The following is a 26,067-nucleotide window of genomic DNA, read 5'->3' as shown; positions in this document are numbered from 1 at the left end:
AAACTGGTGCAAAAGCCGGACACGTGTCCGGTTCGTCGGCTACGGTCCCCTATGTACGGGATCGACCGTCCCGGGACCCACTGCTGCGGCCCTCGTGTGCTCGCGCGGTGACGGCCGGTGACGGCGCGATCCTCCCTCGGGTAGTCGCGTCCCTGCCGCCTGCCCCCGGACCGATTGGTTTGCCCATGCTGCACGGCCTGCGTCCCTCCGCCCACGACCGCGGTGCCGCCCCGAGGCGACGGGCGCTGGCCCTGACGCTGGTCACCGGGGTGATCGCCGCCTCGACGCTCGCGGCCGCCGCGCCCGCGTCCGCGACCGACAAGCCGTACGGCAAGCCGTACTCGGTCGCCGCGTACGTGTACAAGAAGGTCGACCCCGCCAAGGACGCCGCGTGGGAGAACTCGACCCAGCAGTTCCTGGTCGCCGCGTGGGACGGCAAGGAGTACCGCGCCGACCTGACGCTCGAGGAGATCCAGGCCGCCGTGGCCGAGCCCGTCTGCGGTCCCGGCTGGGGCATCCAGCAGGACAAGGCGTTCGGGACGACGGCCGTCTTCACGGACCCGGACAAGCAGCCGTGGTACCCGAACAGCTACATCGGCTGGTGGGACTCGAGCAAGGGCGGCTACCAGCCCGGCAAGCTCTACCAGGCCGCGCACTGGAACCTCGAGGACGCGATCGGGTCGGTCCCCGAGTGCGACGAGGTCGCGCCGGTCCCCAGCGCGACGCCCACCCCCGTCGTGACGCCGTCGCCGCTGCCGACCGTCCCGCCGGTCACGACGCCCTCGGCCACGCCGACGCCGGTGGCGAGCGAGGACCCCACCTCGACGCCGACGCCCACCACGACGTCGTCGGGTGAGGTCTCCGCCGCACCGACGCCGTCGGCCACCCCGACCCCGTCCGCATCGACGGTCCCGGGTGCGAGCGAGGTGCTCAACTCCGCGCCGAGCCCGAGCCCGAGTTTCACCTCCGAGGTCCTCGCCGCACCGCCGAGCGGCCGCGTCCTCGCCGCGACGGGTTCGTCCGTCGGGCCGGTGCTCGCGATCGCGGGTGTGCTCGTCGCCGGTGGTGCCGGCCTGGTCGTCGCACGCCAGCGCCGGGCCCGCCAGCAGGGCTGACCCGCACGTCGAGCGACGGGCGGTCCGGGAGCATCTCCCGGGCCGCCCGTTCGTCGTGCCCGGCCGTGCCGAAGGTCACGCGGAGGCCCCTCGGGGGTGTCCTACCGTGGTTTCTTCTGCGGCGCCGATGCCGTAGGATTGTCCGTTGGGTGTGTGCGCCCCTTCGGGCGTTCGACCGGCATGCAGAGCGGCGGTTTCGCCTTCCGTGGGAGTCCTCGACCCCCACGGACGGAGCCGGCGGCTCGTGGGTCCAGCGGTCAGGGGCCCGGCGCGTCGGTGCACTCCCGACCACGGAGCGTGTGAGCGGTTCTCGCTGTCCGGGCCACGGCCCGCTCGGCGCAGAGGGCGCGGGCCGACGTGGTGCGTCTCATCCATCAGAGAGTTAGCGGAGGATATGGCAAAGAAGGACGGTGTCATCGAGATCGAGGGCAGCGTTGTCGAGGCCCTGCCGAACGCGATGTTTCGCGTGGAGCTGGCCAACGGCCACAAGGTGCTCGCCCACATCTCGGGGAAGATGCGTCAGCACTACATCCGGATCCTCCCCGAGGACCGCGTGGTCGTTGAGCTGAGCCCGTACGACCTGTCCCGCGGCCGGATCGTCTACCGCTACAAGTAACCGCCACTCGATCACGCCGTCGGTCCGGGCAACCGGGCGCCACGGCGGCGGAGGAACACGCAATGAAGGTCAAGCCCAGCGTCAAGAAGATCTGCGACAAGTGCAAGGTCATCCGCCGGCACGGTCGCGTCCAGGTGATCTGCGAGAACCTGCGCCACAAGCAGCGCCAGGGCTGACGCCCTGACGCTCGGCAGGCCCGAGCAGCACCACCGGCCCCCGCCCCCGGTTCTCCCGGGAAGGGCCAGCAAGCGCACAGCCACTCCGGCGCAGCACCACGGACCCCCGGGTCCGCGGGACCGCGCCGGCGAACCCTCGGTCGGAGGCCGGGGCCCGCAGAACGCGGGAGGGCCGTGCGGAAGACCTCCGATGCAGTACAGGAGCCACCAGGCACATGGCACGTCTTGTCGGCGTCGACCTCCCCCGCGAGAAGCGGCTCGAGATCGCGCTCACCTACATCTTCGGCGTCGGCCGGACCCGCGCCCAGCAGACGCTGGCCGCGACCGGCATCTCCCCGGACGTCCGCGTGAAGGACCTCGGTGACACCGAGCTCGTCGCGCTGCGCGACTACCTCGAGGGCAACTACAAGCTCGAGGGTGACCTTCGCCGTGAGGTCGCCGCGGACATCCGCCGCAAGGTCGAGATCGGGTCCTACGAGGGCCTCCGCCACCGTCGTGGCCTTCCGGTGCGCGGTCAGCGCACCAAGACCAACGCGCGTACCCGCAAGGGTCCGAAGCGCACCGTCGCCGGCAAGAAGAAGGCCGGCCGGAAGTAGCCCGCGACGGGCAGGCGGCGCGCACAGCGCCGCGGCCCGCGCGTCGGACACCCGACCTCACGACCCCCGCAGACCCGGAAGAGAACCCACATGCCTCCCAAGTCCCGTACCGCCGTGCGCAAGCCGCGCCGCAAGGAGAAGAAGAACGTCTCCCACGGCCAGGCGCACATCAAGAGCACGTTCAACAACACCATCGTCTCGATCACCGACCCGTCGGGCGCCGTCATCGCCTGGGCCTCCTCGGGCCAGGTCGGCTTCAAGGGCTCGCGCAAGTCGACGCCGTTCGCCGCGCAGCTCGCTGCCGAGGCCGCCGCGCGTCGTGCGCAGGAGCACGGCATGAAGAAGGTCGACGTCTTCGTCAAGGGTCCCGGCTCCGGCCGTGAGACCGCGATCCGCTCGCTCCAGGCCACGGGCCTCGAGGTCGGCTCGATCCAGGACGTGACGCCCCAGGCGCACAACGGGTGCCGTCCCCCGAAGCGTCGCCGCGTCTGATCCACCGGTGGGCCGGGTCGCCGCGGGAGTGCCCGCAGCGACCCGGCTCAGCCGTGCACGACTCACCGACCGGGTGGACCGAGACCGGGTCGGCCAGCAGTAGCTGCGCAGCGTCATATGGCGGACGCGCGCTGAGAGGAAACAAGAAGTGCTCATCGCACAGCGCCCCACCCTGACCGAAGAGGTCATCTCGGAGAACCGGTCGCGGTTCTCCATCGAGCCGCTCGAGCCGGGCTTCGGCTACACGCTCGGCAACTCGCTCCGCCGCACCCTGCTCTCCTCGATCCCCGGCGCCGCCGTCACGTCCATCCGGATCGACGGCGTGCTGCACGAGTTCACGACCGTGCCCGGGGTCAAGGAGGACGTCACCGAGATCATCCTCAACATCAAGAACCTCGTCGTCTCCTCGGAGAACGACGAGCCCGTCGTGATGTACCTGCGCAAGCAGGGCGCCGGCGTCGTCACGGCCGCGGACATCGTCCCGCCGGCCGGGGTCGAGGTCCACAACCCCGACCTGCACCTCGCGACGCTCAACGAGAAGGGCAAGCTCGAGATCGAGCTCACGGTCGAGCGCGGTCGCGGGTACGTCTCGGCGAACCAGAACAAGTCCTACGACGCCGAGATCGGCCGCGTGCCGGTCGACTCGATCTACTCGCCGGTCCTCAAGGTGACCTACAAGGTCGAGGCGACGCGTGTCGAGCAGCGCACGGACTTCGACAAGCTCATCGTCGACGTCGAGACGAAGGCCGCGATCACGCCGCGCGACGCCCTCGCCTCCGCGGGCAAGACGCTCGTCGAGCTGTTCGGTCTCGCCCGCGAGCTGAACGTCGAGGCCGAGGGCATCGAGATCGGCCCGTCGCCGACGGACGCCGCGCTCGCCGCGGACCTCGCGCTGCCGATCGAGGACCTGCAGCTCACGATCCGGTCGTACAACTGCCTCAAGCGTGAGGGCATCCACTCCGTGGGTGAGCTCGTGGCGCGCAGCGAGGCCGACCTCCTGGACATCCGCAACTTCGGCGCGAAGTCCATCACCGAGGTCAAGGAGAAGCTGGCCGAGCTGGGCCTGTCCCTCAAGGACAGCCCGCTCGACTTCGACCCGACCGCCGCCGCCGGCTACTACGACGGCGACGAGGGCGACTTCACCGAGGACGAGCAGTACTGACGCCCCCCGGGAGGCGTGCGGCCCGTCCGGCCCGCGCACAGCCCTTCACTGACCTCAAGGAGTAAAGACCATGCCTACGCCCACCAAGGGTCCTCGTCTCGGTGGCGGCCCGGCGCACGAGCGGCTGATCCTGGCCAACCTGGCCACGGCGCTGTTCGAGCACAAGCGCATCACGACGACGGAGACCAAGGCCAAGCGCCTGCGTCCCCTCGCCGAGCGGCTCATCACGTTCGCCAAGCGCGGTGACCTCGCGGCCCGCCGCCGCGTCCTGACCGTCGTCAGGGACAAGGGCGTCGTGCACACGCTCTTCACCGAGATCGCCCCGGCCGTGGCCGAGCGTCAGGGTGGCTACACGCGCATCACGAAGATCGGCCCCCGCAAGGGCGACAACGCGCCGATGGCCGTGATCGAGCTCGTCCTCGAGCCGCTCTCGCCGAAGCAGGCGGTCGTGCGCGAGGCCGAGAAGACGGCCGCGAAGTCCGCCCCGAAGAAGGCCTCGACGAAGGACGCCGCTGCGGCGCCCGCCGCCGAGGAGCCGGCTGCCGACGAGGCCGCTGTCGAGGAGACCACGGAGGCCCCGGCCGCCGAGTCCACCGAGGCTCCGGCCGAGGACAGCGCCGACAAGGCCTGAGCACCACCGACGCGAGGCCCGGACCGGGGGACACCCGGTCCGGGCCTTCGTCGTTCCCGCGGTCGGGCGGCGGTGGCCGGGACGCGTGTGGCGACGGCCGGGACCGGTGTGGCGACGGCCGGGACGGGCGCTCGCCACGTACGTGCCGCAGCTCGCCGAGGCCATCGCGGCCGTGGTGTGGCGAGGGGTCGGCAGGCCGCAGGACGGCGCAGGCCGGCGTGCGCGGTTCGCGGGGGCGGTGCCAGACTCCGAGGATGACGACCGCTGCGCCCCGCGACGCCCGCGACGGAACCGGCACGTCCGCGGGCGACGGAGCCGGCATGCGCACCGTGACGTGTGCGGGCACCGCGATCGACCCCGGCCCGCGCCGCGAGGTCGGTGCGCGGCCGGACGGTGCCGCGGATCCCGCCCCCGGCGACGGCCCGCCGGCGCCCGGGGCACTGCCGGTCGTGCTGCTGCACGGCCTGCGGACGTCGTCGACCATGTGGCGCGCGCAGGTGCGGGCGCTCGAGGCGGTCGGCCGGCGCGTCGTCGCCCCGGACTTCCCCGGGCACGGGACCCGGATCGACGAGCGCTTCACGCGCGCGGGCGCCGTCGAGACGGTCGAGGCGGCGGTCGACGGGGTCGGCGGGCGTGCGCTGGTCGTCGGGCTCTCGCTCGGTGGGTACATCGGGATGGCACACGCCGCGGCGCACCCCGAGCAGGTCGCGGGGCTCGTCGCGGCGGCGTGCTCGACCCGGCCGGCGCGCGTGCTCGTCGCCGGGTGGGCGCTGGCCGCCCGCGGGATCGTACGGCTGCCGGACCACGGGGCGGCGCTCAACCAGCTCCTCGTCGAGCGGGTCCTGCCGCCGTCCGCGGCGGAGGACGCCGGCGCCGGGGGCTTCGCCCTGCACGTCGTCGAGGACGTGCTGCGGGAGGTCTCCGCGTGCACGCCGATCGAGGACCTCGCGCGCATCGACGCGCCGGTGTGGCTCGTGAACGGGCGCTTCGACCACTTCCGCGGCGAGGAGCGGCGGTTCCTCGCGGCCTGCCGCGACGGCCGGCTCGTCGTCGTCGCGCGCGCGACGCACCTCGTGAGCCTCGTGGCGCCCGAGCGCTTCACGCGCGCGGTGCTCGAGGCGCTCGACGAGCTCGAGCACGCACCGCACCTGAGTGCCTCAGCGGCGGGGCGAGGGCCCGTGGGGTCGCGGTGAGCGGGCACGGCGGCGGTAGCACCGTGGGGAGGTCGGCGTGCGGTCGGCCTCAGGCGGGACGGCGCCGCGCCCCCGGCCCGGACGCTGCCCGGCTGCGTCAGTCCGGGCGGCGCAGGTCCCACGCCCGGACGCCACCGACGATCCCGGCCTGGTTGGGGACCACCACGACGTCGTCCCCGAGCCGGGCGAGCACCTGCGGGGTGATCTGGCGCGCGTTGCCGCCGCCGAGGTAGAGGCGGTCCCAGAGGAACACCGGGCGGAGCCCGTCGACGACGCGGCGGACCCGGCGCGACCACAGGCCGTTGCCGAGCCGCGCACGCTCGATCTGGCCGATGTAGGAGTCGTACGTGGTGTCGCGGCGGACCGGCGCGTGCGAGAGCTCGAGGTGCGGGGCGAGCACGCCGCCGTCGAACAGCGCGGAGCCGAGCCCGGTCCCGAGGGTGAGCACGAGCTCGACCCCTGTCCCCGAGACGACGCCCGCGCCGTGCACCTCGGCGTCGTTGAGCACGAGCGTCGGCATGCCGAGCTTCGCCTCGAGCAGCGCGCCGATGTCGCAGCCGGACCAGAGGGCGACGAGGTCGGGGTCGACGCGCGTGTGGGGGCCCGAGCGCGTGACGTAGTGCGGGGTCGCGACGACGACGCCGTGGCGCACCATCCCGGGCATCCCGACGGTCGCCCGCCCGGCGCGGGGGAGGCCGTCGGCGATCGACGCGATCGTCTCGACGGGCCGGTCGGGCGGCAGCGGGTAGGGGGTGGGAACGCGCACCGCCGGGGCGTGCAGGGTCCCGGCGGCGTCGAGGACGGACGCCTTGATCCCGCCGCCGCCGCAGTCGACCGCGAGCGTGAACGACGCGCGTCCGCCCGGGCCGGGGGCGACGGGTGCGGGCATCCGTCCACGCTAACCCGGTCGGCGGGGTGGCGGCCTGCGGCACGACGCCGGCGCTCGACCGGTGCCGACCGGGTGCGCGGGGAGGCAGGCGTGCACCGGGGGTCCCGCCCCGCGGCAACCCCGGCGTGCACGGCGCCTGCCCCGGGGCGACGACGGCGTGCGCCGGGGGTCCCGCCTCGCGGGCGTTACGGTGTCCGGCGTGAGCAGCGTCCGTGTCCGCCTCGACCTCGCCTACGACGGGACCGACTTCGCGGGCTGGGCGCGTCAGCCCGGGCTGCGGACGGTCCAGGGAGTGCTCGAGGACGCGCTCGGGCAGGTGCTGCGGACCGGCAACCCGCGCGTCGCGGTCGCCGGCCGGACCGACGCGGGCGTGCACGCGCGCGGCCAGGTCGTGCACGTCGACCTCACCTCGGAGGCGTGGGAGCGCGTCGTCGGGCGCTCGACGCGCACGCCCGCTCAGGCGCTCGAGCGACGCCTCACGGGCGTGCTCCCCGCGGACGTCGTCGTGCACCGGGTCGTGCTCGCGCCGCCGGGGTTCGACGCGCGCTTCTCCGCGCTGCGGCGGCGGTACACGTACCGGGTGTGCGACGACGCGCTGCTGCGCGACCCGCTGCGCCGCAGCCACGTGCTGTGGCACCGCGCCGCGCTCGACGTCGAGGCGATGGACGCCGCCGCGCGGCTGCTGCTCGGGCGGCACGACTTCGCGGCGTTCTGCCGGCCGCGCCCGGGCGCCACGACGATCCGCACGCTCGAGGTGCTGCGCTGGGAGCGGCCCGAGCACGGTGCCGACGCGGGGCTCGTCGTCGCGCACGTCCAGGCGGACGCGTTCTGCCACAGCATGGTCCGGGCCCTCGTCGGGGCGAGCATCGCGGTGGGCGAGGGCCGGCAGGACGTGACGTGGCCCGCGGACCTGCTCGCGGGTCGACGGCGGGACCCCGGCAGCGCGGTCGTGGCGGCGCTCGGGCTCACGCTCGAGGAGGTCGCCTACCCGCCGGACGCCGAGCTCGCTGCGCGCGCCGAGCAGACGCGGGCGACGCGTGCGGCCGACGACGTCGACGTCCTGCGCGGGGCGTGCACGGACGAGGGCTGACCGGCCCTCCGGAGCGGGGCCTCCTGCTCGACGCGACCTTGCGCCCCGACGCGACCTTGCGCCCCGACGCGACCTTGCGCCCCGACGCAACCTTGCGCCCCGACGCGACCTTGCGCCTCGACGTGACCTCGCACCGACGCGGCCTCGCACCCCCACCCGGCCGCGCGCGCAGCAACCGCCGGACGACCGGCCCCGGACGCACGACGACGCGGCACCCTCGCACGGGGTGCCGCGTCGTCCTGACCGGGCTCAGGCCTCGTCGTCGCGGGCGAGGTACGGCGCGTCGGTGCTGCTCGGGTCCTCGGTGAGCCCCAGGTCGCCCACCACGTCGCGGTCGGTCGCGTCCGCGCCCACCGTGACGTCGTCGACCAGGAGGTCCGTGTCGACGCGGGGGTCCTCGTCCTCGAACGTGTCGTCGCCCTCGTCGGCGGTCTCGAGCTGGTCGAGCACGATCTCCTCGTCGTCGACGATGTGGATCGCGGCCTCCTCGGCGCTCACGGTGCCGGCGGTCGAGCCGGTCTCGATCGCGAACGCGTCGGTGCCGTGCGCCGCGACGGCGTCGTCGTCCTCGACGAGCTGACCTGCGCCGTCGGGCGCGACGTTCGGGTCGACGGTCCGCTGCTCCTCCCAGACCTCGGGCTCCTCCTCGTCGAGGCGCTGCGCGAGGGTCTCGCCGTGCGCCTGCTCCCACGCGGTCTCGCCGAAGTGGTTGGGGCGGGGGTGGTCCGGCGGGGAGTAGCCCTCCTCGAGCATCGTGTCGTCGTCGGGCTCCGCGAGCGTGTCCTCGCCGGGCAGCTGGTTCGTGTCGCCCTCGGAGCCGAGGGCCGGGTCGGTGCTGGTGGCCGGGGTGTCTTCACTCATGGCACTCACCATGGCACCGCCGTGCGTGACCTGCGAGGGGAGCGCCGGTTCGCCCGGCGGGGGAGCTCGGGGTATGAGGTCGCCCGCAGGGCTCGCGGCCCGGGACACTGGTGGGGTGGGACACCTCGACATCAGCTCCGTGAGCTACTACCTGCCCGACGGCCGCCCGCTGCTCGACCAGGTCGACCTGCGCGTCGCGGACGGCGCCAAGGTCGCGCTCGTCGGGCCGAACGGCGCGGGCAAGACGACGCTGCTGCGGATCGTCGCGGGCGACGAGGCGCCGCACGGGGGAGCAGTCGCCCGCAGCGGGGGGCTCGGCGTGATGCGGCAGATGGTCGGCCGGATCGACGACGACCGCTCGATCCGCGACCTGCTCGCGTCGCTGGCGCCGGCGGCGGTCCGGGACGCCGCGACCGAGCTCGCCGCCGCCGAGCTCGGCATCATGGAGGTCGACGACGAGCCCGCGCAGATGCGGTACGCGACGGCGCTCGTCGACTGGGCGGATGTCGGCGGCTACGAGGCCGAGGCGGGCTGGGACCAGGTGACCGACTCGGTGCTGTCGATCCCGTTCGACCGCGCGCAGCACCGCGAGGTGCGCACGCTGTCCGGCGGCGAGCAGAAGCGGCTCGTGCTCGAGGCCCTGCTGCGCGGGCCCGAGGAGGTCCTGCTGCTCGACGAGCCCGACAACTACCTCGACGTCCCCACCAAGCGCTGGCTCGAGCAGCAGCTCGCGGCGTCGCCCAAGACGGTCCTGTTCGTGAGCCATGACCGCGAGCTCCTCTCGACGACGGCGACCCAGGTCGCGACGCTCGAGCCGACTGCCGCCGGCTCGAGCATCTGGGTGCACGGCGGCTCGTTCCGCACGTACCCGCAGGCGCGCGAGGACCGGCGCTCGCGGCTCGAGGAGCTCATGCGCCGCTGGGAGGAGGAGCACGCGAAGCTCAAGGACCTCGTCTTCACGCTGAAGAACAAGGCCGCGTTCAACGACGGGCTCGCGTCGCGCTACCAGGCCGCCCAGACGCGCCTGCGCAAGTTCGAGGAGGCCGGTCCGCCGCAGGTCATGGCGCGCGAGCAGAACGTGCGGGTGCGGCTGCGGGGCGGCCGGACGGCCAAGCGCGCGGTCGTCGCGACCGGGCTCGAGCTCACCGGGCTGATGAAGCCGTTCGACCTCGAGGTCTGGTTCGGGGAGCGCGTCGCGGTGCTCGGGTCGAACGGCTCGGGCAAGTCCCACTTCCTGCGGCTGCTCGCGACCGGCGGCTCGGACCCCGGCCCGGAGCACGAGCCCGCGGGCGAGGTCGACGTCGCCCCCGTGGCGCACAGCGGGCGCGTCGTGCTCGGCTCGCGCGTGCGCCCCGGCTGGTTCGCGCAGAACCACACGCACCCCGAGCTCGGGGGCCGCACGCTGCTCGAGATCCTGCACCGCGGCGACGGGCACCGCCCGGGGCTGGGCCGGGAGCCCGCGAGCAAGGCGCTCGACCGCTACGAGCTCGTCGCCGCGGCCGAGCAGGCGTACGACACGCTCTCGGGCGGCCAGCAGGCGCGGTTCCAGATCCTGCTGCTCGAGCTCGGCGGCGCGACGCTCCTGCTGCTCGACGAGCCGACCGACAACCTCGACCTGCACTCCGCCGAGGCGCTCGAGGCCGGCCTCGAGGCGTTCGAGGGGACCGTCATGGCCGTGACGCACGACCGGTGGTTCGCGCGCGGCTTCGACCGGTTCCTGTCGTTCGGGGCGGACGGCGAGGTCGTCGAGACGCCGGAGCCGGTGTGGGACGCGGGGCGGGTGCGGCGCGCGCGCTGAGCCGTCGGGCCGGTGCACGCGCTCGCGCGGGCTCGCGCGAATCCGGCGCGCCCGGCGACGTCACACCGGGTTCAGCCGCCCGCGTTTTGACCCTGCCTCGGCCCGGCGGCTACTCTGGTGTGTCGTTGTGCGTCTCCCGCCTGCGCTGGATGTGCGAAGAGCAGCCGCTACCTGCTCCCGCCGGGTCCAGCTCGGTCGGTCGTGCCGGTGCGATCCCACTCGCCGGCCAGGGATGCTCCACCGACAGCACTCATCGGCGGGACCCCCTGTGGTCCCACGCCGTGAACACATTCAGCAACACGAGACGAAGGCTTAGACCGTGCGCACGTACACCCCGAAGCCCGGCGACGTCGAGCGGAACTGGTACGTCATCGACGCGACCGATGTCGTCCTGGGCCGCCTCGCCACCCACGTGGCCACGCTGCTGCGCGGCAAGCACAAGGCGACCTTCGCCCCGCACGTCGACGGTGGCGACTTCGTCGTCGTCATCAACGCGGGCAAGGTGGCCCTCACGGGCAATAAGCGTGAGACCAAGCTTGCCTACCGCCACTCCGGTTACCCGGGTGGCCTGCGTGCCACCGCGTACGCCGACCTCCTCGACAAGCACCCCGAGCGGGCGATCGAGAAGGCCGTGCGCGGCATGCTCCCGAAGAACTCCCTCTCGCGCGCTCAGATGAGCAAGCTGAAGGTGTACGTCGGCGCGGAGCACCCCCACGCGGCCCAGCAGCCGAAGCCCTTCGAGATCACCCAGGTCGCTCAGCAGGCCTGAGCCTGCTGAAGCCAGCCACCCAGACAGGACGCGAGGACACACCAGTGGCCGAGACCACGGTCGACATCGACCTTGAGGGCGACGACACGCCCACCAGCTACACCTCCGAGACGGCGGCGCCCACGGGCCGCGGCCAGAGCATCACGGCTCCCGGCCAGGCCCTCGGCCGCCGCAAGGAGGCCATCGCCCGCGTGCGCCTCGTGCCCGGCACCGGGCAGTGGAAGATCAACGGCCGCACCCTCGAGGACTACTTCCCGAACAAGGTGCACCAGCAGCTCGTCAACTCGCCGCTCAAGCTCGTCGACGTCGAGGGCCGCTTCGACATCGTCGCGCGCATCACGGGCGGCGGCGTCTCGGGCCAGGCCGGCGCGCTGCGCCTCGGCATCGCCCGTGCGCTCAACGCGATCGACGCCGACTCGAACCGTGCGGCGCTCAAGAAGGCCGGCTTCCTGACGCGTGACGCGCGGGTCGTCGAGCGCAAGAAGGCGGGTCTCAAGAAGGCCCGCAAGGCGCCGCAGTACTCCAAGCGCTGACCCCTCAGCCGTGGCCCGATGGCCCCGACGGTCACCAGACCATCGGGGCCATCGGCGTCTCACGAGCCGGCCAGCACCGCACCATGCACGACGAAGGAGTCTCCTGATGGGTCTGTTCGGGACCGACGGGGTCCGTGGCCTCGCGAACCGCGACGTCACGGCCGAGCTCGCGCTCGACCTGTCCGTGGCCGCGGCGCACGTGCTCGGCTCGCTCGGCGAGTTCGAGGGGCATCGCCCGCGCGCCGTGATCGGCCGGGACTCCCGCGCCTCGGGAGAGTTCCTCAGCGCCGCGGTCGCCGCCGGGCTCGCCAGCGCGGGCGTCGACGTGGTCAACGTCGGCGTGCTGCCGACGCCGGCGGTCGCCTTCCTGACGGCGTCGCTGGACGTCGACCTCGGCGTGATGCTCTCGGCGTCGCACAACCCCATGCCCGACAACGGCATCAAGTTCCTCGCCCGCGGCGGCCACAAGCTCGACGACGAGCTCGAGGTCGCGATCGAGGGTCGCCTGCGCGAGGACTGGGAGCGTCCGGTCGGCGCGGCCGTGGGGCGCATCCGGATGGACAACGGGCAGGCAGGGGCCGACTACGTCGCGCACCTCGTCTCGACGATCGACGTGAGCCTCGCCGGGCTGCGCATCGCGGTCGACTGCGCGAACGGTGCGGCGAGCGAGGTCGGCCCGGCCGCGCTGCGTGCCGCCGGGGCCGACGTCGTCGTCATCAACGCCTCGCCCGACGGGCGCAACATCAACGAGAAGTGCGGCTCGACCCACCCCGAGCAGCTCCAGGCGGCGGTCGTCGCGTCCGGCGCGGACCTCGGTGTCGCGTTCGACGGCGACGCGGACCGGTGCCTCGCGGTCGACCACACGGGGGCGCTCGTCGACGGGGACCAGATCCTCGGGACCCTCGCGGTCGCGATGCGCGAGCGCGGCACCCTGACCGACGACACGCTCGTGGTCACCGTGATGAGCAACCTCGGGCTGCGGCTCGCGATGACGGCGGCGGGCATCCGCACGATCGAGACCGCGGTCGGCGACCGGTACGTGCTCGAGGAGATGCGTGCGGGCGGCTACTCGCTGGGCGGCGAGCAGTCGGGCCACGTGATCCTCGCGCAGCACGCGACGACGGGCGACGGCGTGCTCACGGCGCTCCAGCTCGCGGCGCGCGTCGTCGGGACGGGCCAGAAGCTCGAGCAGCTCGCGTCGATCGTCCAGCGGCTCCCGCAGACGCTCGTCAACGTGCCGCGCGTCGACCGGGCGCGTGCGTCGACCGACGAGGTGCTCGCGGACGCCGTGCGCGCCGCGACCGCTGAGCTCGGCGACACCGGACGCGTGCTGCTGCGCCCGTCCGGCACCGAGCCGCTCGTGCGGGTCATGGTCGAGGCCGCGAGCCAGGACGACGCCGAGCGCATCGCGAACGGGCTCGCGGACGTCGTGCGCGCCCGGCTCGCCCTGTGAGCACGACGACCCCCGGCGCGACCCCGGCCGCCGCCGTGCGCGAGCAGGTGCACCGCCTGCTCGACGCCGCCGACGCGCACGACGGTCTCGCCCCGATCGTCCAGGCCGGTCACCCGGTGCTCCGGGCCGTGGCCGCGCCGTACGACGGGCAGCTCGACTCGGCCGAGCTGGGTGCGCTCGTCGAGCTCATGCGCCGCACGATGCACGCCGCGCCCGGCGTCGGTCTCGCGGCGCCGCAGATCGGGTTGTCGCTCGCGCTCGCCGTCGTCGAGGACCCGGGCATGGTCGACCCCGACGTCGAGCAGGTGCGCGAGCGCCCGCGCCTGCCGTTCCGCGTGCTGGTGAACCCCCGGTACGAGGCGGTCGGCGACGAGCGCGTCTCGTTCTACGAGGGCTGCCTGAGCGTCGTCGGCTACCAGGCGGTCGTCGCGCGGCTCCGCTCGGTCCGCCTCACGGGCGCGGACGAGACGGGGCGGACGCTCGACGAGGTGCTCACGGGCTGGCCCGCGCGGATCGTCCAGCACGAGACCGACCACCTCGGCGGGACGCTCTACCTCGACCGGGCCGAGCTGCGCTCGCTCTCGCGCGCGGACGAGCTCGGCGCCCGCTGGGCCGGCGAGCCCCGGCCGGAGACCGCCGCCCGCGCGCTGGGCTTCCCGCTGCACTGACCCGTCCGGACGCGCCGGGGGCCGGACGCCGGCGCCTGCGCGCCGTGCGCGCGCCGTCGTGCCTGCACCGCCGCGCCGCAGGTCGCGCCCGGCAGCCCCGCAGGTCGTCCCGCGCGGGCGCCTTCGGCGCACGTTGGGGCGCCCTCGGTCGCGGGACGAGGTATCAGGTGTCGATCTGTCGGTCCCTCGGAGTAGCGTCCTGGACGCGATCTCATCCGGTCGACGGACGCGTCACCACGCCCGCGTCCAGCACGATCGAGGGGAACGGGAGGGCGCGCACCCCGGGGTCACCTGGGGGTCGCTGGGGGTCGGCTGGGGGGCTTCCCCCATTCCGGCAGCCACGGGCGGCGACCTACCGTGACAGGACGACCTCGCCGGCGGCTTCGCTGCCACGACCTAGTGGAGCTGATGACTGGTGCTGGAGGAGTGGATCCTCGCGCTCGCGGGCTCCGGGTGGATCTACCTGGGGATCTACGTGTTCGCGACGATCGACGGGTTCTTCCCGCCGATCCCGAGCGAGTCCGTCGTGATCGCGGTCGCGGCGACGGCGATGGTCGGGGACGGCGCGAACCTCGGGCTCCTCGTCCTGTCGGCGGCCGCGGGTGCGTTCACGGGGGACCAGATCGCGTACCAGATCGGCAGCCGGGTCGACGTCCACCGCGTCCGGTTCCTGCGCGGCAGGCGGGGCCGGGCGACGCTCGCCTGGGCGGAGCACGCCCTCGCGAACCGCGGCTCGTCGTTCATCCTCGCGGCTCGGTACATCCCCGTGGGGCGCGTCGCCGTCAACATGACCGCCGGGGCCCTGGGCTACCGGCGCCGGCGCTTCGTCGCGCTGACCGGGCTGGCGGCCGTGACCTGGGCCGTCTACGGCACCGCGATCGGCGTCGGCGCGGGGGCGTGGCTGCACGACCACCCGGTCATCGCGGTCGTGGCCGGCGTCGTGATCGGCGTGGTCGTGGGGCTGCTCATCGACTGGGTCCTGCGCCGGTGGCTGCAGCCGGGCGTCCCGGTCCTCGAGCAGAGCGTCGTGCTCGACGCCGCCGAGGACGTCGACGCCGCGGACGACCCGGCGGCCGACGTCGGCCCGGCGGGGCCGCTCCTGCACGAGACCCGGGTGCGGGCCGTGACCGACCCGCGCGCCGTCCGGCCGGTCACGTCTCCGCAACGATCCGCTCACCCGGGTTAACGATCTGGTCTCGTCCGAGGCCCTGCGCCGACGTCCGTCCTACGCTCGTCATGGGACGACACCGCTGTCGTCCCTCCCGCCCACCGGACCACCCCTGAGGGGGTGCTCCCTCGGTGCGCGGGTCGGCAGGGGGCGAGCGGGGGATCCGGCATGCGACGACGACACGAGGGACGCGGGCGAGGGAGCCCCGGGCGGCGCCGCGCCGCGCTCCTCGGCGGTGCGACGCTCGCGTGCGTGACGGTCCTGGCCGGCTGCGGCGTGGCCGACCCGCTCCCGGCGGAGGCCGAGACGGCACCGCGGGCCGACTGCCTCGCACCCCAGGTCATCGCCGCGCTCGGGCTGCGTGCGGACGACGCGCCGGGCACCGCGCACCCGGACGCCCCCGAGCCGGGCGCGGTCCCGGAGTCGTTCACGCCGGTCAGCGCGGTGCAGTGCATGAGCGGGGAGCGCCTCACCGACGCCGACGGCGTGTGGTCCGCGGTGACCGTGCGACAGCTGGAGGGCGACCTCGCGCCGCTGCTGGACGCGCTCGCGCAGCCGTCCGAGTCGGCACGCGCGGACCAGGCGTGCGCAGCCAGTCCGTTCCCCACGTGGGAGCTGTGGCTCGTCGACGCGCTCGGGCGCGCGGTGCGGGCCGAGCGGCCCGTCGATCCCTGCGGCGTACCGACCGCGCAGGTCACGGCCGCGGTCGAGCAGCTCGAGACGACGGGCGAGGAGCACTTCCCGGTGGCCCTGCTCGCCGCCCGGGTCACCGCGACGCCGACGCCCTGAGCGTCGCCGGGGGGCTCAGAGCTTGCGCAGGCGCACGCGCTGGACCGCGTGGTCGGGGCCCTTGGTCAGCACGAGCGTCGCGCGGCTGCGGGTCGGCACGATGTTGCGCTCGAGGTTCGGGGCGTTGATCGCGTCCCAGATGGCCTCCGCGCGGACCACGGCCTCGTCGTCGGAGAGCGACGCGTACCGGTGGAAGTACGACTCGGGACGGGCGAACGCCGTCGCGCGCAGGGACAGGAACCGGTCGACGTACCACTGCCGCACGTCCGCCGTGCGGGCGTCCACGTAGATCGAGAAGTCGAAGAAGTCGCTGACCGCGAGGTTGGAGACGCCGCCGTCGAGCGACGGGCGCGCCGGCTGGAGCACGTTGAGGCCCTCGACGATGAGCACGTCGGGGCGTCGCACGACGACCTCCGCGCCCGGCACGATGTCGTACGTCAGGTGGTCGTACACCGGTGCGCGGACCTCGGCGCGGCCGGCCTTGACCTTGGTGAGGAACCGCACGAGCGCGCGCCGGTCGTACGACTCCGGGAAGCCCTTGCGCTCCATGAGCCCGCGGCGGGCGAGCTCGGCGTTCGGGTAGAGGAAGCCGTCGGTCGTGAGCAGCTCGACCCGCGGGGTCGCGGGCCAGCGGGCCATGAGCTCGCGCAGCAGGCGCGCGGTCGTCGACTTGCCGACCGCGACGGAGCCGGCGACGCCGATCACGTACGGCGTGCTGCCGGTGTCCTCGCGCAGGAACGTGCTCGACGCCTCGTGCAGCCCGCGCGTCGCGCCGACGTACAGGTCGAGCAGGCGGGACAGCGGGCGGTAGACCGCGTCCACCTCCGCGAGGTCGATCGGGTCGCCGAGCCCGCGCAGCCGCGTGACGTCGGCGTCGGTGAGCGGCAGCGGCGTGGACTCGCTCAGCCGGGCCCACGCGGACCGGTCGAGGTCGACGTACGGGGACGACGGCGCGAGGGCGGAGGGGGCCACGAGGAGCCATTCTGCCGGACGGGACCGCGCCGGCCGGCCCGACGACCGCGGGGTCGCCGCACCCCTGCCGCCGGAGGCGGCTCCGCCCCGAGCGGCGCCGTCGTCACGTGCGCGAGATCACCCGGAGCCCGACGCGCGCACCCGTAGACTCCCCACCATGTGCGGAATCGTGGGATACGTCGGTAGCCAGGATCCGAGCGGTCGCCCGCTCGACGTCGTGCTGGAGGGTCTGCGCCGGCTCGAGTACCGCGGCTACGACTCCGCGGGCGTCGCGCTCACGTGCGGCGACGGCACGCTCACGAGCGCGAAGAAGGCGGGCAAGCTCGCGAACCTCGTCGAGGTGCTCGACGCCGAGCCGCTGTGCCCGTCGACCGCCGCGATCGGCCACACCCGCTGGGCCACGCACGGCGCGCCGAACGACGTCAACGCGCACCCGCACGTCGTCGGCAAGCTCGCGCTCATCCACAACGGCATCGTCGAGAACTTCGTCGCCCTCAAGGCCGAGCTGCTCGCCGCCGGTGTCGAGTTCGACTCCGAGACCGACACCGAGGTCGTCGCGCACCTCCTCGCGCGCCAGTACGAGCAGACGCCGGACCTGACCCAGGCGCTCACGACGGTCGTCCGCCGCCTGCACGGCACGTTCACGCTGCTCGCGGTGCACGCTGACCTGCCCGACGTCGTCGTCGGCGCACGGCACGACTCCCCGCTCGTCGTGGGCCTCGGGGACGGCGAGAACTTCCTGGGGTCGGACGTCGCGGCGTTCATCGCGCACACCAAGCAGGCGCTCGAGCTCGGGCAGGACCAGGTCGTCACGATCACCTCGACGTCGGTCACGGTCACCGACTTCGACGGCCGCCCCGCCGAGGGCCGGCGCTACACGGTCGACTGGGACGCCGCGGCCGCCGAGAAGAGCGGGTTCCGCTCGTTCATGGACAAGGAGATCCACGACCAGCCGCAGGCCGTCGCGGACACGCTGCTCGGCCGGACGGACCTGCAGGGCAGGCTCGTGCTCGACGACCTGCGCATCGACGAGTCGGTGCTGCGGTCCGTGGACAAGATCGTCGTGATCGCGTGCGGCACCGCCGCGTACGCCGGGCACGTCGCGAAGTACGCGATCGAGCACTGGTGCCGCATCCCGGTCGAGGTCGAGCTCGCGCACGAGTTCCGGTACCGCGACCCGGTCGTCAACGAGAAGACCCTCGTCGTGGCGATCTCGCAGTCGGGCGAGACGATGGACACGCTCATGGCGGTCCGGCACGCGCGCGAGCAGGGCGCCAAGGTGCTCGCGATCGTCAACACGCACGGCTCGACGATCCCGCGCGAGTCCGACGCGGTGCTCTACACGCACGCCGGGCCGGAGATCGCGGTCGCCTCGACGAAGGCGTTCCTGTCGCAGATCACCGCGGCGTACCTGCTCGGGCTGTACCTCGCGCAGCTGCGCGGCAACAAGTTCCCCGACGAGATCGCGGAGATCTTCGAGGACCTGCGCCAGATGCCCGACAAGATCCAGCAGGTGCTCGACCGCGCCGGGCGGGTCCGCGAGATCGCGCGCTGGATGTCGGACACGTCGTCGGTGCTGTTCCTCGGCCGGCACGTCGGGTACCCCGTCGCGCTCGAGGGTGCGCTCAAGCTCAAGGAGCTCGCGTACATCCACGCCGAGGGCTTCGCGGCCGGCGAGCTCAAGCACGGGCCGATCGCGCTCATCGAGCCCGGTCAGCCGGTCTTCGTGATCGTGCCGTCGCCGCGCGGGCGGGACTCGCTGCACTCGAAGGTCGTCTCGAACATCCAGGAGATCCGCGCGCGCGGCGCCCGCACGCTCGTGGTCGCCGAGGACGGCGACGAGGACGTCCGGCCGTTCGCGGACGAGGTGTTCTACGTCCCGCAGGCGCCCGTGCTGCTCGCGCCGCTGCTCGCCGTCGTGCCGCTGCAGATCTTCGCGTGCGAGCTCGCGACCGCGCGTGGCCTCGACGTCGACCAGCCGCGCAACCTCGCGAAGTCGGTCACGGTCGAGTGAGCGCGGGCCGCGGGCGGGCGCCGGCGGTCGGCGTGCTTCCGCTCGCGGGCCCCGCGCGGGTCGACCGGCGGGCTCCGGCCGCGCGGGTCGCCCGGTGATCGTCGGCGTCGGTATCGACGTCGTCGACGTCGCGCGGTTCGTGGCGACCCTCGAGCGTGCACCCGGGCTGCTCGAGCGGCTGTTCACGCCCGACGAGCGGCACCTGCCGCCCGCGTCGCTCGCCGCCCGGTTCGCCGCCAAGGAGGCGATCGCCAAGGCGCTCGGGGCGCCCGCGGGCATGAGCTGGCAGGACGCGACGGTCCGCCGCGTCCCGGGTCAGCAGCCCGTCGTCGAGGTGGTCGGGACGGTCGCGGCGCGCGCGGACGAGCTCGGCGTCGCGCGCTTCCACCTGTCGATCTCGCACGACGCGGGGATCGCGTCGGCGGTCGTGGTCGCCGAGCGCGACCCGGCCTGACCCCGGCCCGGCACGACGCGGGCCGCCCCTCCCGCAGGAGAGGCGGCCCGGTCGGGGGAGCGCCGGTCAGCGCAGCGCCGGCACGACCTCGCGCTCGAACAGCTCGATGCCCGAGCGGTCGTAGGCGGCCTCCGCGAAGTACGTGATCGCGTACGTCATGCCCAGGGCCTCGAGCTCACGGAGCTTCCCGACGATCTGCTCGGGGGTCCCGACGAGGGGCCCGTTGCGGAACTGCTCGACGACCTCGGCGGCCTTGGCGGGGACCGTGCGGCCGTAGTGGTCCGCGACCCACGCGAGCCGGTCCTCGACCTCCGCCTCGGTGGCACCGATCACGACGTTGTAGTTGGACGACCGCGTGATCTCCTCGAACGGCCGCCCGAGCGCCTCGCAGTGCCCGCGCAGGACCTCGGACTTGTGCGTGAACGTCTCGGGCGTCCCGTCGAAGTTCGTGTACTGCGCGTGCTGGGCGGCGATGCGCAGGGTCTTCTGCTCGCCGCCGCCCGCGATCCACAGCGGGGGGCCGTCGGTCTGCAGCGGCAGCGGCGAGAGCTGCGCGCCGTCGACCTGGTAGTGCTTCCCGTCGAGCGTCGCGGTGCCGGTCGACCAGAGCTGCCGGAAGATCTGCACGCCCTCGTCGAGCATCGCGAGGCGCTCGCCGGCACGCGGGAAGCCGTAGCCGTACGCGCGCCACTCGTGCTCGTACCAGCCCGCGCCGATGCCCATCTCGACGCGGCCGCCGCTGATGACGTCGGCGGTCGCTGCGACCTTCGCGAGGTAGGCGGGGTTGCGGTAGGCCATGCACGTGCACATCTGGCCGAGGCGGACGCGGCGGGTGCTCGCGGCGTACGCGTTGATGAGGCTCCACGCCTCGTGCGTCGCCTCGCCGTTGGGCTCGGGGACGGCGTGGAAGTGGTCGTAGACCCAGATGGACTCCCAGACGTCGCCGGTGTCGGCGTGCTGGGCGAGCCCGTTCATGACGTTCCAGTGGTCGGCCGTGGCGATGCCCGTGAGGTCCTGCCGCCAGCCCTGGGGGATGAAGAGTCCGAAGCGCATGAGACCAGAACCTACCCGCGGCTCGCGCGCGCGCCCGCCGAGACGGTCGCGGCCCGCCGAGCGGTGGCACGCCCGACTCCGCCAAGATGGGCCGGTGATCGTCGCCTACACCGCTGCGGACGTCCGCACCGCCGAGGAACCGCTGCTCGCCGCGGGCGTGCCGCTCATGGACCGGGCGGCGTTCGCGCTCGCCGGGGTGGTCGTCCGGGAGCTGCGCGCACGGCGCGGGCGCGTCGCGGGGAGCCGGGTCGTCGTGCTCGCCGGCGCGGGCAACAACGGCGGCGACGCGCTGCACGCCGGAGCGCTGCTCGCGCGTCGCGGCGTCGCGGTGCTCGCGGTCGCGACGGCCGAGCGCCTGCACGAGACCGGGCTCGCGGCGCTCCGGTCGGCCGGCTGCAGCGTCGTGAGCGTCGCCGACGGGGGCCCGGGCGCACGGGTGTGGCCGGGCGACGCGATCGCCGAGGCGTTCACGGCGGACGTGGTGCTCGACGGCGTGCTCGGCATCGGTGCGCGCGCCGGGCACAGCGCGGTGCGCGGGCCGGGGGCGGAGGTGCTCGCGCTGCTCGGCGAGCTCGTCGCGGACGAGCGGGCGGGCGGCCGCGGCGACGGTCCGTGCGTCGTGGCCGTCGACGTCCCGAGCGGCGTCGGGGTCGACGACGGGGACGTGCCGCGTCCGGGCGGGTCGAACGGGTCGGGGTCCGCGCCGGCCGGGGAGCCCGGAGCCGTGCTCGCCGCCGACGTGACCGTGACGTTCGGCGCCCCGAAGCCGGCGCTGCTCGTGCCCCCCGCGTGCGCGTCCGCCGGGCGGGTCGAGGCCGTCGACCTCGGGCTCGACCTCTCCGGCGCACGCCCCGCGGTCGCACGGCTCGAGCCCCGCGACGCCGCGGCCCTGTGGCCCGTGCCGCCCCGCGCGGCGCACAAGTACACGCGTGGCGTCGTCGGGGTCGTCGCCGGGACGCCCGCGTACCCGGGCGCCGCGGTGCTCACGGTCTCCGCCGCGGTGCACGCCGGGGTCGGCATGGTCCGTTACCTCGGGTCGCCCGGGGTGACCGCGGCCGTCGTCTCGCACCGCCCCGAGGTCGTCGCGGGCGACGGGCGGGTCCAGGCGTGGGTGCTCGGCCCGGGCGTCGACCCCACGGACTCGGCGCAGGCCGAGCGGGTGCACGGCGCGCTCGCGGGCGTGCTCGCCCAGGAGCTCCCGGCCGTCGTCGACGCGGGGGCCCTGACGCTGCTGCCGGAGCGGCTCGCGCCGTGGGTCGTGCTGACCCCGCACGCCGGTGAGCTCGCGACGCTGCTGAGCGCGCGCGGCGAGGACGTCGACCGCGCGCAGGTCGAGGCGGAGCCGCTGCGCTGGGCCCGGCGCGCCCGCGAGCTCACGCGCGCGACCGTGCTGCTCAAGGGGGCGACGACGCTCGTCGTCGGGCCGGACGACGCCGTGTACGCGCAGGCCGACGCTCCCGCGTGGCTCGCGACCGCGGGAGCGGGCGACGTCCTCGCCGGGCTGCTCGGCGCTCTGCTCGCCGGGCGGGCGCAGGACCTCGCGGGCGAGCCCTCGCTCGTCGCGGCGCTCGCGGCCTGCGCGTCGCTCGTGCACGGCCGCGCGGCCCACGTCGCGAACCCCGGGGGCCCGGTCGCGGCGCTCGCGGTCGCCGAGGCGCTGCCGCGGACCGTCGCCCAGCTGCTCGCGTCGTGATCCTCACCGACGCGCTCGCGGACCGCGTGCGGGCGCTGCTCGCGCGCGGCGGGCGCCAGGTGCTCGGGATCGCAGGTGCGCCGGGTGCGGGCAAGTCGACGCTCGCGGCGGAGGTCGCCGAGGCGTTCGGCGCGCGGTGCGTCGTCGTGCCGATGGACGGGTTCCACCTCGCGCAGACCGAGCTCGAGCGGCTCGGGCGCGCCGACCGCAAGGGTGCGCCGGACACGTTCGACGCCGCGGGGTACGTCGCGCTGCTGCGGCGGCTGCGGGACGTGCGCGGCGACGTCGTGTACGCCCCCGAGTACCGGCGCGACCTGCGCAACGGCGTCGCCGGGGCCATCGCCGTCCCGGCCACCACGCCGCTCGTCGTGACGGAGGGCAACTACCTGCTGCTCGACGACGCGGGGTTCGGGCCGGTGCGCGCGCTGCTCGACGAGGCGTGGTTCGTCGAGCCCGACGACGACGTGCGGCTGAGCCGGCTCGTCGCGCGGCACGAGCGCTTCGGCAAGGACCCCGCCGCGGCGCACGCCTGGGCGCACGGGCCCGACGAGCGCAACGCCCGGCTCGTCGCCGCGACGCGGGGGCGCGCGGACGTCGTCGTCCCCGTCTGACGGGGCACGGGCCCGGCCGGCCCGGGAACCGCGGACGGGTGACCGCGTGCGGTCGTCGACCGGTGGGAGACTGGGCGGGTGAGCGACTACCCCGCCCGTGCCGTCGTCGACCTCGCCGCGATCCGCGGGAACGTCCGCGCCCTCGCGCAGCACGCGCCCGGCGCCCAGGTCATGGCGGTCGTCAAGGCCGACGCGTACGGCCACGGGCTCGTCCCGAGCGCACGGGCCGCGCTCGCCGGGGGAGCGACGTGGCTCGGCGCCGCGCAGGCCGCCGAGGCGCTCGAGCTGCGGGCCGCCGGGATCACCGGGCGCGTCCTGACGTGGCTGCACGCGCCCGGCGCCCCGTTCGGCGCGCTGCTCGAGGCCGACGTCGACGTCTCGGTCGCGGGCGCGTGGGCCCTCGACGCGGTCGTCGACGCCGCACGCCGCACGGGCCGCACCGCGCGGGTGCACCTCAAGGTCGACACCGGGCTCGGCCGCAACGGGCTGACCCCGGCGGACCTCCCCGACGTGCTCGACGCCGCGCTGCGGGCGCAGGCCGAGGGGGCCGTGGAGGTCGTCGGCATCTGGTCGCACCTCGCGTTCGCCGACGAGCCGACGCACCCCACGGTGCTCGCGCAGGCCGAGGTGTTCGCGGACGCCGTGCGCCTCGCCGAGACCCGCGGGGCACACCTCGAGGTCCGCCACCTCGCCAACTCCGCCGCGACGCTCACGAGCCCCGCGGTGCACTACGACCTGGTCCGCCCCGGCATCGCGGTGTACGGGCTCTCGCCCGTCCCGCAGCTCGGCGGCCCCGCGGACTACGGGCTCGTCCCGGCGATGACGTTCGAGGCCGACCTCGCGACCGTGAAGACCGTCGGCGCCGGCCAGGGCGTCTCGTACGCGCACGCCTACACGACGACGACGCGCACGGTGCTCGGCGTCGTCCCGGTCGGGTACGCCGACGGGGTCCCGCGCCACGCGTCGGGCGGCCCCGACCACCCCGGCGCCCCCGTCCTCGTCGGCGGGCGGCGCGTGGCCGTCGCCGGCCGCGTGTGCATGGACCAGGTCGTGCTCGACCTCGGTCCGGGTGCGGTCGACCAGCCCGGGGACCGGGTCGTGCTGTTCGGCACCGGCGCGGACGGCGGCCCGACGGCCGAGGACTGGGCGCGCTGCGCGGGGACCATCAGCTACGAGATCGTCACGCGCCTCGGCGCGCGGGTCCCGCGCGTGCATGTCGACAGCGAGCAGCCCGGTGGCGGCGCGGCGACGGCCGCCGCGGGGACCGGCGCACCGGCCGGGCGCTCGGTGGACGGAGCGGCCGACGACGCGCCGGCCCCGCCACCCCCGGCGGCCGCCGGTGCCGTGACCGCCGCGCCCGCGGGTGCCGGCCGGTGAGCGCCGCGCAGGAGCAGCAGGTCGTCGTCGAGCTGGCCGACGCGGACGCGACGCGCGCGTACGGCCGGGCGCTCGCGGGCGTGCTGCGGGCGGGTGACCTCGTGATCCTCACGGGCGACCTCGGGGCCGGCAAGACGACGCTCACGCAGGGGATCGGCGCCGGGCTCGGCGTGCGGGGGCAGGTCGCGTCGCCGACGTTCATCATCGCGCGCGTGCACCCCCCGCTGCCGCCGGCGAGCGGGCCGGACGGTGAGGCGGCGGGCGCGGGGGCGACCGGGACCGTCACGGGGACCTCGCTCGTGCACGTCGACGCGTACCGGCTCGGCTCGCTCGACGAGGTCGACGCGCTCGACCTCGACGCGAGCCTCGACGAGTCGGTGACCGTCGTCGAGTGGGGCGAGGGGCTCGTCGAGGCGCTCGCGCAGGACCGGCTCGAGATCGTGCTCCGGCGCCCGCGCGGAGACGCGGCGACCGGGTCCGACGACGACCCCTCGGCCGGGGTGCGGACCGTCACGGTGACCGCCGTGGGCGAGCGGTGGGCCGGGGTCGCGCTGCCGCGCTGACGTGACCGCCGCGCCGCGCCGCGGTGCGTCGGCGTGCGGCGCGGCGGCCTGCCCGCGGTGACCCGGGCGGGGATGGGATGCTGGACCCGTGCCCGTCCTCGCCCTCGACACGTCCAGCTCCGTCGCCGTCGCGCTGACCGACGAGACCGGCCGCACGCTCGCCGCGCGGTCGGCCCCCGAGCAGCGCCACCACGCGGAGCTCCTCGCCCCGATGATCGACGCCGTCCTCACCGAGGCGGGCGTCGACCGCACGCAGGTCACCGCGGTCGTCGCGGGCACCGGCCCCGCGCCCTACACCGGCCTGCGCGTCGGGCTCGTGACCGCCCGGACGCTCGCGCTCGCGCTCGGCGTCCCGGTGCAGGGCGTGAGCAGCCTCGACGCGCTCGCGGCCGAGGCCGCCGACCGGCTCGGGCTCGCCGTCGGTGACGAGGTGCTCGTGGCGTCCGACGCGCGCCGGCGCGAGGTGTACTGGGCGCGGTACCGGGTCACCGCGGCGGGCGACGGTGCCGCTGCCGGTGCGGACACCGCGACCGGCGACGGCGCCCCGACCGCGGCAGGCCTCGACGCCGCGACCCCGAGCAGCGCCCGCGCCGCGCACACCGGCGCCCTCGTCGAGCTCGTCTCGGGTCCCTCCGTGGGTAGCGCCGCGTCGGTCGCCGCCGAGGGACGCGCCGCCGGGGCGGTCGTCGTCGGGCGCGGCGCGCTGCAGTACGCCGCCGACCTGCCGCCCGCCGAGGACGGACCGCTCGACCCGGACCCCGCGGTGCTCGCGCGCCTGGCCCTCGCCCGGCTCGCCGCCGCACCGGCCGGGACGCTGCTGCCGTCGGAGCCGCTCTACCTGCGCCGGCCCGACGCCGTCCCGCCCGCCGAGCGCAAGCGCGCGCTGGCATGACCGTCGGGCACCCGGGCGTGACGGTCGACCGGCTCGCGGTCGCGGACCTCCCGGCGCTCGCGCGCCTCGAGACGGAGCTCTTCGGGGCGGGGGCCTGGTCGCTCGCGTCGCTCGCGGACGAGATCTCCGGCGAGGACCGCTGGTACGTCGCCGCGCGCGACGCGGCGGGCGAGGTCGTCGGGTACGCCGGGCTGTGGTTCGACGGCGAGGACGCGCAGGTCATGACGATCGGCACGGCGACGCCCCACCAGGGCCGCGGGATCGGGCGCCTGCTGCTCGACCGGCTCGTCGACCGCGCGCATGGTCTCGGCGCCGCGCGCGTGCTGCTCGAGGTGCGCGTCGACAACGAGCCCGCGCTGCGGCTCTATGAGCGCGCCGGCTTCGAGCGGCTCGGGCGGCGGCGCGGGTACTACCAGCCGGAGAACGTCGATGCGTGGAC

At 75.0% G+C, this 26,067-nt stretch carries 27 protein-coding genes and 1 pseudogene; 24 read left to right on the top strand and 4 right to left on the bottom strand.

The features are described from left to right. Positions 1 to 185: 185 nt before the first annotated feature. The 8 genes from CCE01nite_RS01185 (at position 186) to CCE01nite_RS01150 (ending at position 5,981) form a co-directional block, all read left to right on the top strand. Entirely contained in the window at positions 186 to 1,115 is a 930-nt protein-coding gene (locus CCE01nite_RS01185; RefSeq protein ID WP_034625822.1) for an LPXTG cell wall anchor domain-containing protein, read from the top strand. Between the two features lie 394 nt (positions 1,116 to 1,509). After that, entirely contained in the window at positions 1,510 to 1,731 is a 222-nt protein-coding gene (gene infA / locus CCE01nite_RS01180; protein WP_012867920.1) for a translation initiation factor IF-1, read from the top strand. 62 nt (positions 1,732 to 1,793) lie between these two features. After that, complete coding sequence (gene rpmJ, locus CCE01nite_RS01175; RefSeq protein ID WP_013117849.1) at positions 1,794 to 1,907, top strand: 50S ribosomal protein L36; 114 nt, start codon at positions 1,794 to 1,796, stop codon at positions 1,905 to 1,907. Positions 1,908 to 2,122: 215 nt separating this feature from the next. Then, entirely contained in the window at positions 2,123 to 2,503 is a 381-nt protein-coding gene (gene rpsM, locus CCE01nite_RS01170) for a 30S ribosomal protein S13 (RefSeq protein ID WP_034625821.1), read from the top strand. A gap of 90 nt (positions 2,504 to 2,593) precedes the next feature. Then, positions 2,594 to 2,995: a 30S ribosomal protein S11 gene (gene rpsK / locus CCE01nite_RS01165; RefSeq protein WP_034625818.1), complete on the top strand. Its 402-nt coding sequence runs from the start codon at positions 2,594 to 2,596 to the stop codon at positions 2,993 to 2,995. Positions 2,996 to 3,143: 148 nt separating this feature from the next. Then, the gene (locus CCE01nite_RS01160; protein ID WP_034625816.1) at positions 3,144 to 4,157 is read left to right on the top strand and encodes a DNA-directed RNA polymerase subunit alpha; all 1,014 of its coding nucleotides are present in this window, start codon (positions 3,144 to 3,146) and stop codon (positions 4,155 to 4,157) included. Positions 4,158 to 4,227: 70 nt separating this feature from the next. After that, the gene (gene rplQ / locus CCE01nite_RS01155) at positions 4,228 to 4,788 is read left to right on the top strand and encodes a 50S ribosomal protein L17 (RefSeq protein WP_034625804.1); all 561 of its coding nucleotides are present in this window, start codon (positions 4,228 to 4,230) and stop codon (positions 4,786 to 4,788) included. Between the two features lie 254 nt (positions 4,789 to 5,042). Next, positions 5,043 to 5,981: an alpha/beta fold hydrolase gene (locus CCE01nite_RS01150; RefSeq protein WP_246056249.1), complete on the top strand. Its 939-nt coding sequence runs from the start codon at positions 5,043 to 5,045 to the stop codon at positions 5,979 to 5,981. A gap of 97 nt (positions 5,982 to 6,078) precedes the next feature. Here the strand turns inward: CCE01nite_RS01150 and CCE01nite_RS01145 are convergent, their stop codons facing one another. Further along, on the bottom strand, positions 6,079 to 6,870 hold the full coding sequence (locus tag CCE01nite_RS01145; RefSeq protein ID WP_034625797.1) for an ROK family protein: 792 nt from the start codon (positions 6,868 to 6,870) through the stop codon (positions 6,079 to 6,081). Between the two features lie 199 nt (positions 6,871 to 7,069). Between CCE01nite_RS01145 and truA the strand changes: the two genes are divergently transcribed. Next, on the top strand, positions 7,070 to 7,960 hold the full coding sequence (truA, locus tag CCE01nite_RS01140) for a tRNA pseudouridine(38-40) synthase TruA (protein ID WP_084142481.1): 891 nt from the start codon (positions 7,070 to 7,072) through the stop codon (positions 7,958 to 7,960). Between the two features lie 249 nt (positions 7,961 to 8,209). Here the strand turns inward: truA and CCE01nite_RS01135 are convergent, their stop codons facing one another. Next, on the bottom strand, positions 8,210 to 8,821 hold the full coding sequence (locus tag CCE01nite_RS01135) for a DUF5709 domain-containing protein (protein ID WP_141371859.1): 612 nt from the start codon (positions 8,819 to 8,821) through the stop codon (positions 8,210 to 8,212). A gap of 115 nt (positions 8,822 to 8,936) precedes the next feature. Between CCE01nite_RS01135 and CCE01nite_RS01130 the strand changes: the two genes are divergently transcribed. From CCE01nite_RS01130 to CCE01nite_RS01100, 7 genes are all read left to right on the top strand, one after another. Beyond that, positions 8,937 to 10,619: an ABC-F family ATP-binding cassette domain-containing protein gene (locus CCE01nite_RS01130; protein ID WP_034625791.1), complete on the top strand. Its 1,683-nt coding sequence runs from the start codon at positions 8,937 to 8,939 to the stop codon at positions 10,617 to 10,619. Positions 10,620 to 10,938: 319 nt separating this feature from the next. Further along, positions 10,939 to 11,388, top strand: a complete 450-nt coding sequence (gene rplM, locus CCE01nite_RS01125) for a 50S ribosomal protein L13 (protein WP_034625786.1) — start codon at positions 10,939 to 10,941, stop codon at positions 11,386 to 11,388. A gap of 44 nt (positions 11,389 to 11,432) precedes the next feature. Continuing rightward, positions 11,433 to 11,921, top strand: a complete 489-nt coding sequence (rpsI, locus tag CCE01nite_RS01120; protein ID WP_034625781.1) for a 30S ribosomal protein S9 — start codon at positions 11,433 to 11,435, stop codon at positions 11,919 to 11,921. Positions 11,922 to 12,027: 106 nt separating this feature from the next. Beyond that, entirely contained in the window at positions 12,028 to 13,374 is a 1,347-nt protein-coding gene (glmM, locus tag CCE01nite_RS01115) for a phosphoglucosamine mutase (protein ID WP_034625775.1), read from the top strand. Further along, complete coding sequence (locus CCE01nite_RS01110; protein ID WP_141371858.1) at positions 13,371 to 14,042, top strand: peptide deformylase; 672 nt, start codon at positions 13,371 to 13,373, stop codon at positions 14,040 to 14,042. Before glmM ends, CCE01nite_RS01110 begins: the two co-directional genes overlap by 4 nt. A 415-nt stretch (positions 14,043 to 14,457) precedes the next feature. Then, the gene (locus CCE01nite_RS01105; RefSeq protein ID WP_246056248.1) at positions 14,458 to 15,228 is read left to right on the top strand and encodes a DedA family protein; all 771 of its coding nucleotides are present in this window, start codon (positions 14,458 to 14,460) and stop codon (positions 15,226 to 15,228) included. Positions 15,229 to 15,462: 234 nt separating this feature from the next. Beyond that, positions 15,463 to 15,999: a hypothetical protein gene (locus CCE01nite_RS01100; RefSeq protein WP_034625770.1), complete on the top strand. Its 537-nt coding sequence runs from the start codon at positions 15,463 to 15,465 to the stop codon at positions 15,997 to 15,999. A gap of 15 nt (positions 16,000 to 16,014) precedes the next feature. Here CCE01nite_RS01100 and coaA read toward each other — a convergent pair whose 3' ends face one another. Then, positions 16,015 to 16,971, bottom strand: coding sequence for a type I pantothenate kinase (gene coaA / locus CCE01nite_RS01095; protein ID WP_034625765.1), 957 nt, complete (start codon positions 16,969 to 16,971; stop codon positions 16,015 to 16,017). A 157-nt stretch (positions 16,972 to 17,128) separates the two neighbouring features. Here coaA and glmS point away from each other — a divergent pair, with 157 nt between their 5' ends. Further along, on the top strand, positions 17,129 to 18,985 hold the full coding sequence (glmS, locus tag CCE01nite_RS01090) for a glutamine--fructose-6-phosphate transaminase (isomerizing) (protein WP_034625760.1): 1,857 nt from the start codon (positions 17,129 to 17,131) through the stop codon (positions 18,983 to 18,985). A gap of 94 nt (positions 18,986 to 19,079) precedes the next feature. After that, the gene (locus CCE01nite_RS01085; protein ID WP_034625757.1) at positions 19,080 to 19,439 is read left to right on the top strand and encodes a holo-ACP synthase; all 360 of its coding nucleotides are present in this window, start codon (positions 19,080 to 19,082) and stop codon (positions 19,437 to 19,439) included. A gap of 66 nt (positions 19,440 to 19,505) precedes the next feature. On the opposite strand, the gene CCE01nite_RS01080 is transcribed toward CCE01nite_RS01085, so the two are convergent. Beyond that, positions 19,506 to 20,492 (bottom strand): LLM class F420-dependent oxidoreductase, encoded by a 987-nt coding sequence (locus tag CCE01nite_RS01080; RefSeq protein WP_034625754.1) that lies wholly within the window; start codon positions 20,490 to 20,492, stop codon positions 19,506 to 19,508. Between the two features lie 94 nt (positions 20,493 to 20,586). Between CCE01nite_RS01080 and CCE01nite_RS01075 the strand changes: the two genes are divergently transcribed. The 6 genes and pseudogenes from CCE01nite_RS01075 to rimI form a co-directional block, all read left to right on the top strand. Next, positions 20,587 to 22,185: a bifunctional ADP-dependent NAD(P)H-hydrate dehydratase/NAD(P)H-hydrate epimerase gene (locus tag CCE01nite_RS01075; protein WP_141371857.1), complete on the top strand. Its 1,599-nt coding sequence runs from the start codon at positions 20,587 to 20,589 to the stop codon at positions 22,183 to 22,185. Beyond that, a complete protein-coding gene (locus tag CCE01nite_RS01070; RefSeq protein ID WP_141371856.1) occupies positions 22,182 to 22,796 on the top strand; it encodes a nucleoside/nucleotide kinase family protein in 615 nt (204 codons plus the stop codon). Before CCE01nite_RS01075 ends, CCE01nite_RS01070 begins: the two co-directional genes overlap by 4 nt. Positions 22,797 to 22,874: 78 nt before the next feature. Then, entirely contained in the window at positions 22,875 to 24,173 is a 1,299-nt protein-coding gene (alr, locus tag CCE01nite_RS01065) for an alanine racemase (protein WP_141371855.1), read from the top strand. Further along, a complete protein-coding gene (gene tsaE / locus CCE01nite_RS01060) occupies positions 24,170 to 24,736 on the top strand; it encodes a tRNA (adenosine(37)-N6)-threonylcarbamoyltransferase complex ATPase subunit type 1 TsaE (RefSeq protein WP_141371854.1) in 567 nt (188 codons plus the stop codon). Before alr ends, tsaE begins: the two co-directional genes overlap by 4 nt. A gap of 88 nt (positions 24,737 to 24,824) precedes the next feature. Then, positions 24,825 to 25,628 (top strand): tRNA (adenosine(37)-N6)-threonylcarbamoyltransferase complex dimerization subunit type 1 TsaB, encoded by an 804-nt coding sequence (tsaB, locus tag CCE01nite_RS01055; RefSeq protein ID WP_141371853.1) that lies wholly within the window; start codon positions 24,825 to 24,827, stop codon positions 25,626 to 25,628. Beyond that, positions 25,625 to 26,059 (top strand): annotated as a pseudogene (gene rimI / locus CCE01nite_RS21930) (ribosomal protein S18-alanine N-acetyltransferase); the annotation flags it as partial. The gene tsaB and the pseudogene rimI, both read left to right, overlap by 4 nt. Positions 26,060 to 26,067: the final 8 nt, after the last annotated feature.

This window comes from Cellulomonas cellasea (assembly GCF_006538745.1).
Classification (GTDB): Bacteria; Actinomycetota; Actinomycetes; order Actinomycetales; family Cellulomonadaceae; genus Cellulomonas_A; species Cellulomonas_A cellasea.
Note: the sequence above shows the minus strand (reverse complement) of the source record. Positions and strands in the feature narration are given on the sequence as shown.

Excerpts from the sequence above, each read along its gene's own strand:
- CCE01nite_RS01185 (WP_034625822.1), top strand. The coding sequence starts at position 186 with ATGCTGCACGGCCTGCGTCCCTCCGCCCACGACCGCGGTGCCGCCCCG.
- infA (WP_012867920.1), top strand. The coding sequence starts at position 1,510 with ATGGCAAAGAAGGACGGTGTCATCGAGATCGAGGGCAGCGTTGTCGAG.
- rpmJ (WP_013117849.1), top strand. The coding sequence starts at position 1,794 with ATGAAGGTCAAGCCCAGCGTCAAGAAGATCTGCGACAAGTGCAAGGTC.
- rpsM (WP_034625821.1), top strand. The coding sequence starts at position 2,123 with ATGGCACGTCTTGTCGGCGTCGACCTCCCCCGCGAGAAGCGGCTCGAG.
- rpsK (WP_034625818.1), top strand. The coding sequence starts at position 2,594 with ATGCCTCCCAAGTCCCGTACCGCCGTGCGCAAGCCGCGCCGCAAGGAG.
- rplQ (WP_034625804.1), top strand. The coding sequence starts at position 4,228 with ATGCCTACGCCCACCAAGGGTCCTCGTCTCGGTGGCGGCCCGGCGCAC.
- CCE01nite_RS01150 (WP_246056249.1), top strand. The coding sequence starts at position 5,043 with ATGACGACCGCTGCGCCCCGCGACGCCCGCGACGGAACCGGCACGTCC.
- CCE01nite_RS01145 (WP_034625797.1), bottom strand. The coding sequence starts at position 6,870 with ATGCCCGCACCCGTCGCCCCCGGCCCGGGCGGACGCGCGTCGTTCACG.
- CCE01nite_RS01135 (WP_141371859.1), bottom strand. The coding sequence starts at position 8,821 with ATGAGTGAAGACACCCCGGCCACCAGCACCGACCCGGCCCTCGGCTCC.
- glmM (WP_034625775.1), top strand. The coding sequence starts at position 12,028 with ATGGGTCTGTTCGGGACCGACGGGGTCCGTGGCCTCGCGAACCGCGAC.
- glmS (WP_034625760.1), top strand. The coding sequence starts at position 17,129 with ATGTGCGGAATCGTGGGATACGTCGGTAGCCAGGATCCGAGCGGTCGC.
- CCE01nite_RS01080 (WP_034625754.1), bottom strand. The coding sequence starts at position 20,492 with ATGCGCTTCGGACTCTTCATCCCCCAGGGCTGGCGGCAGGACCTCACG.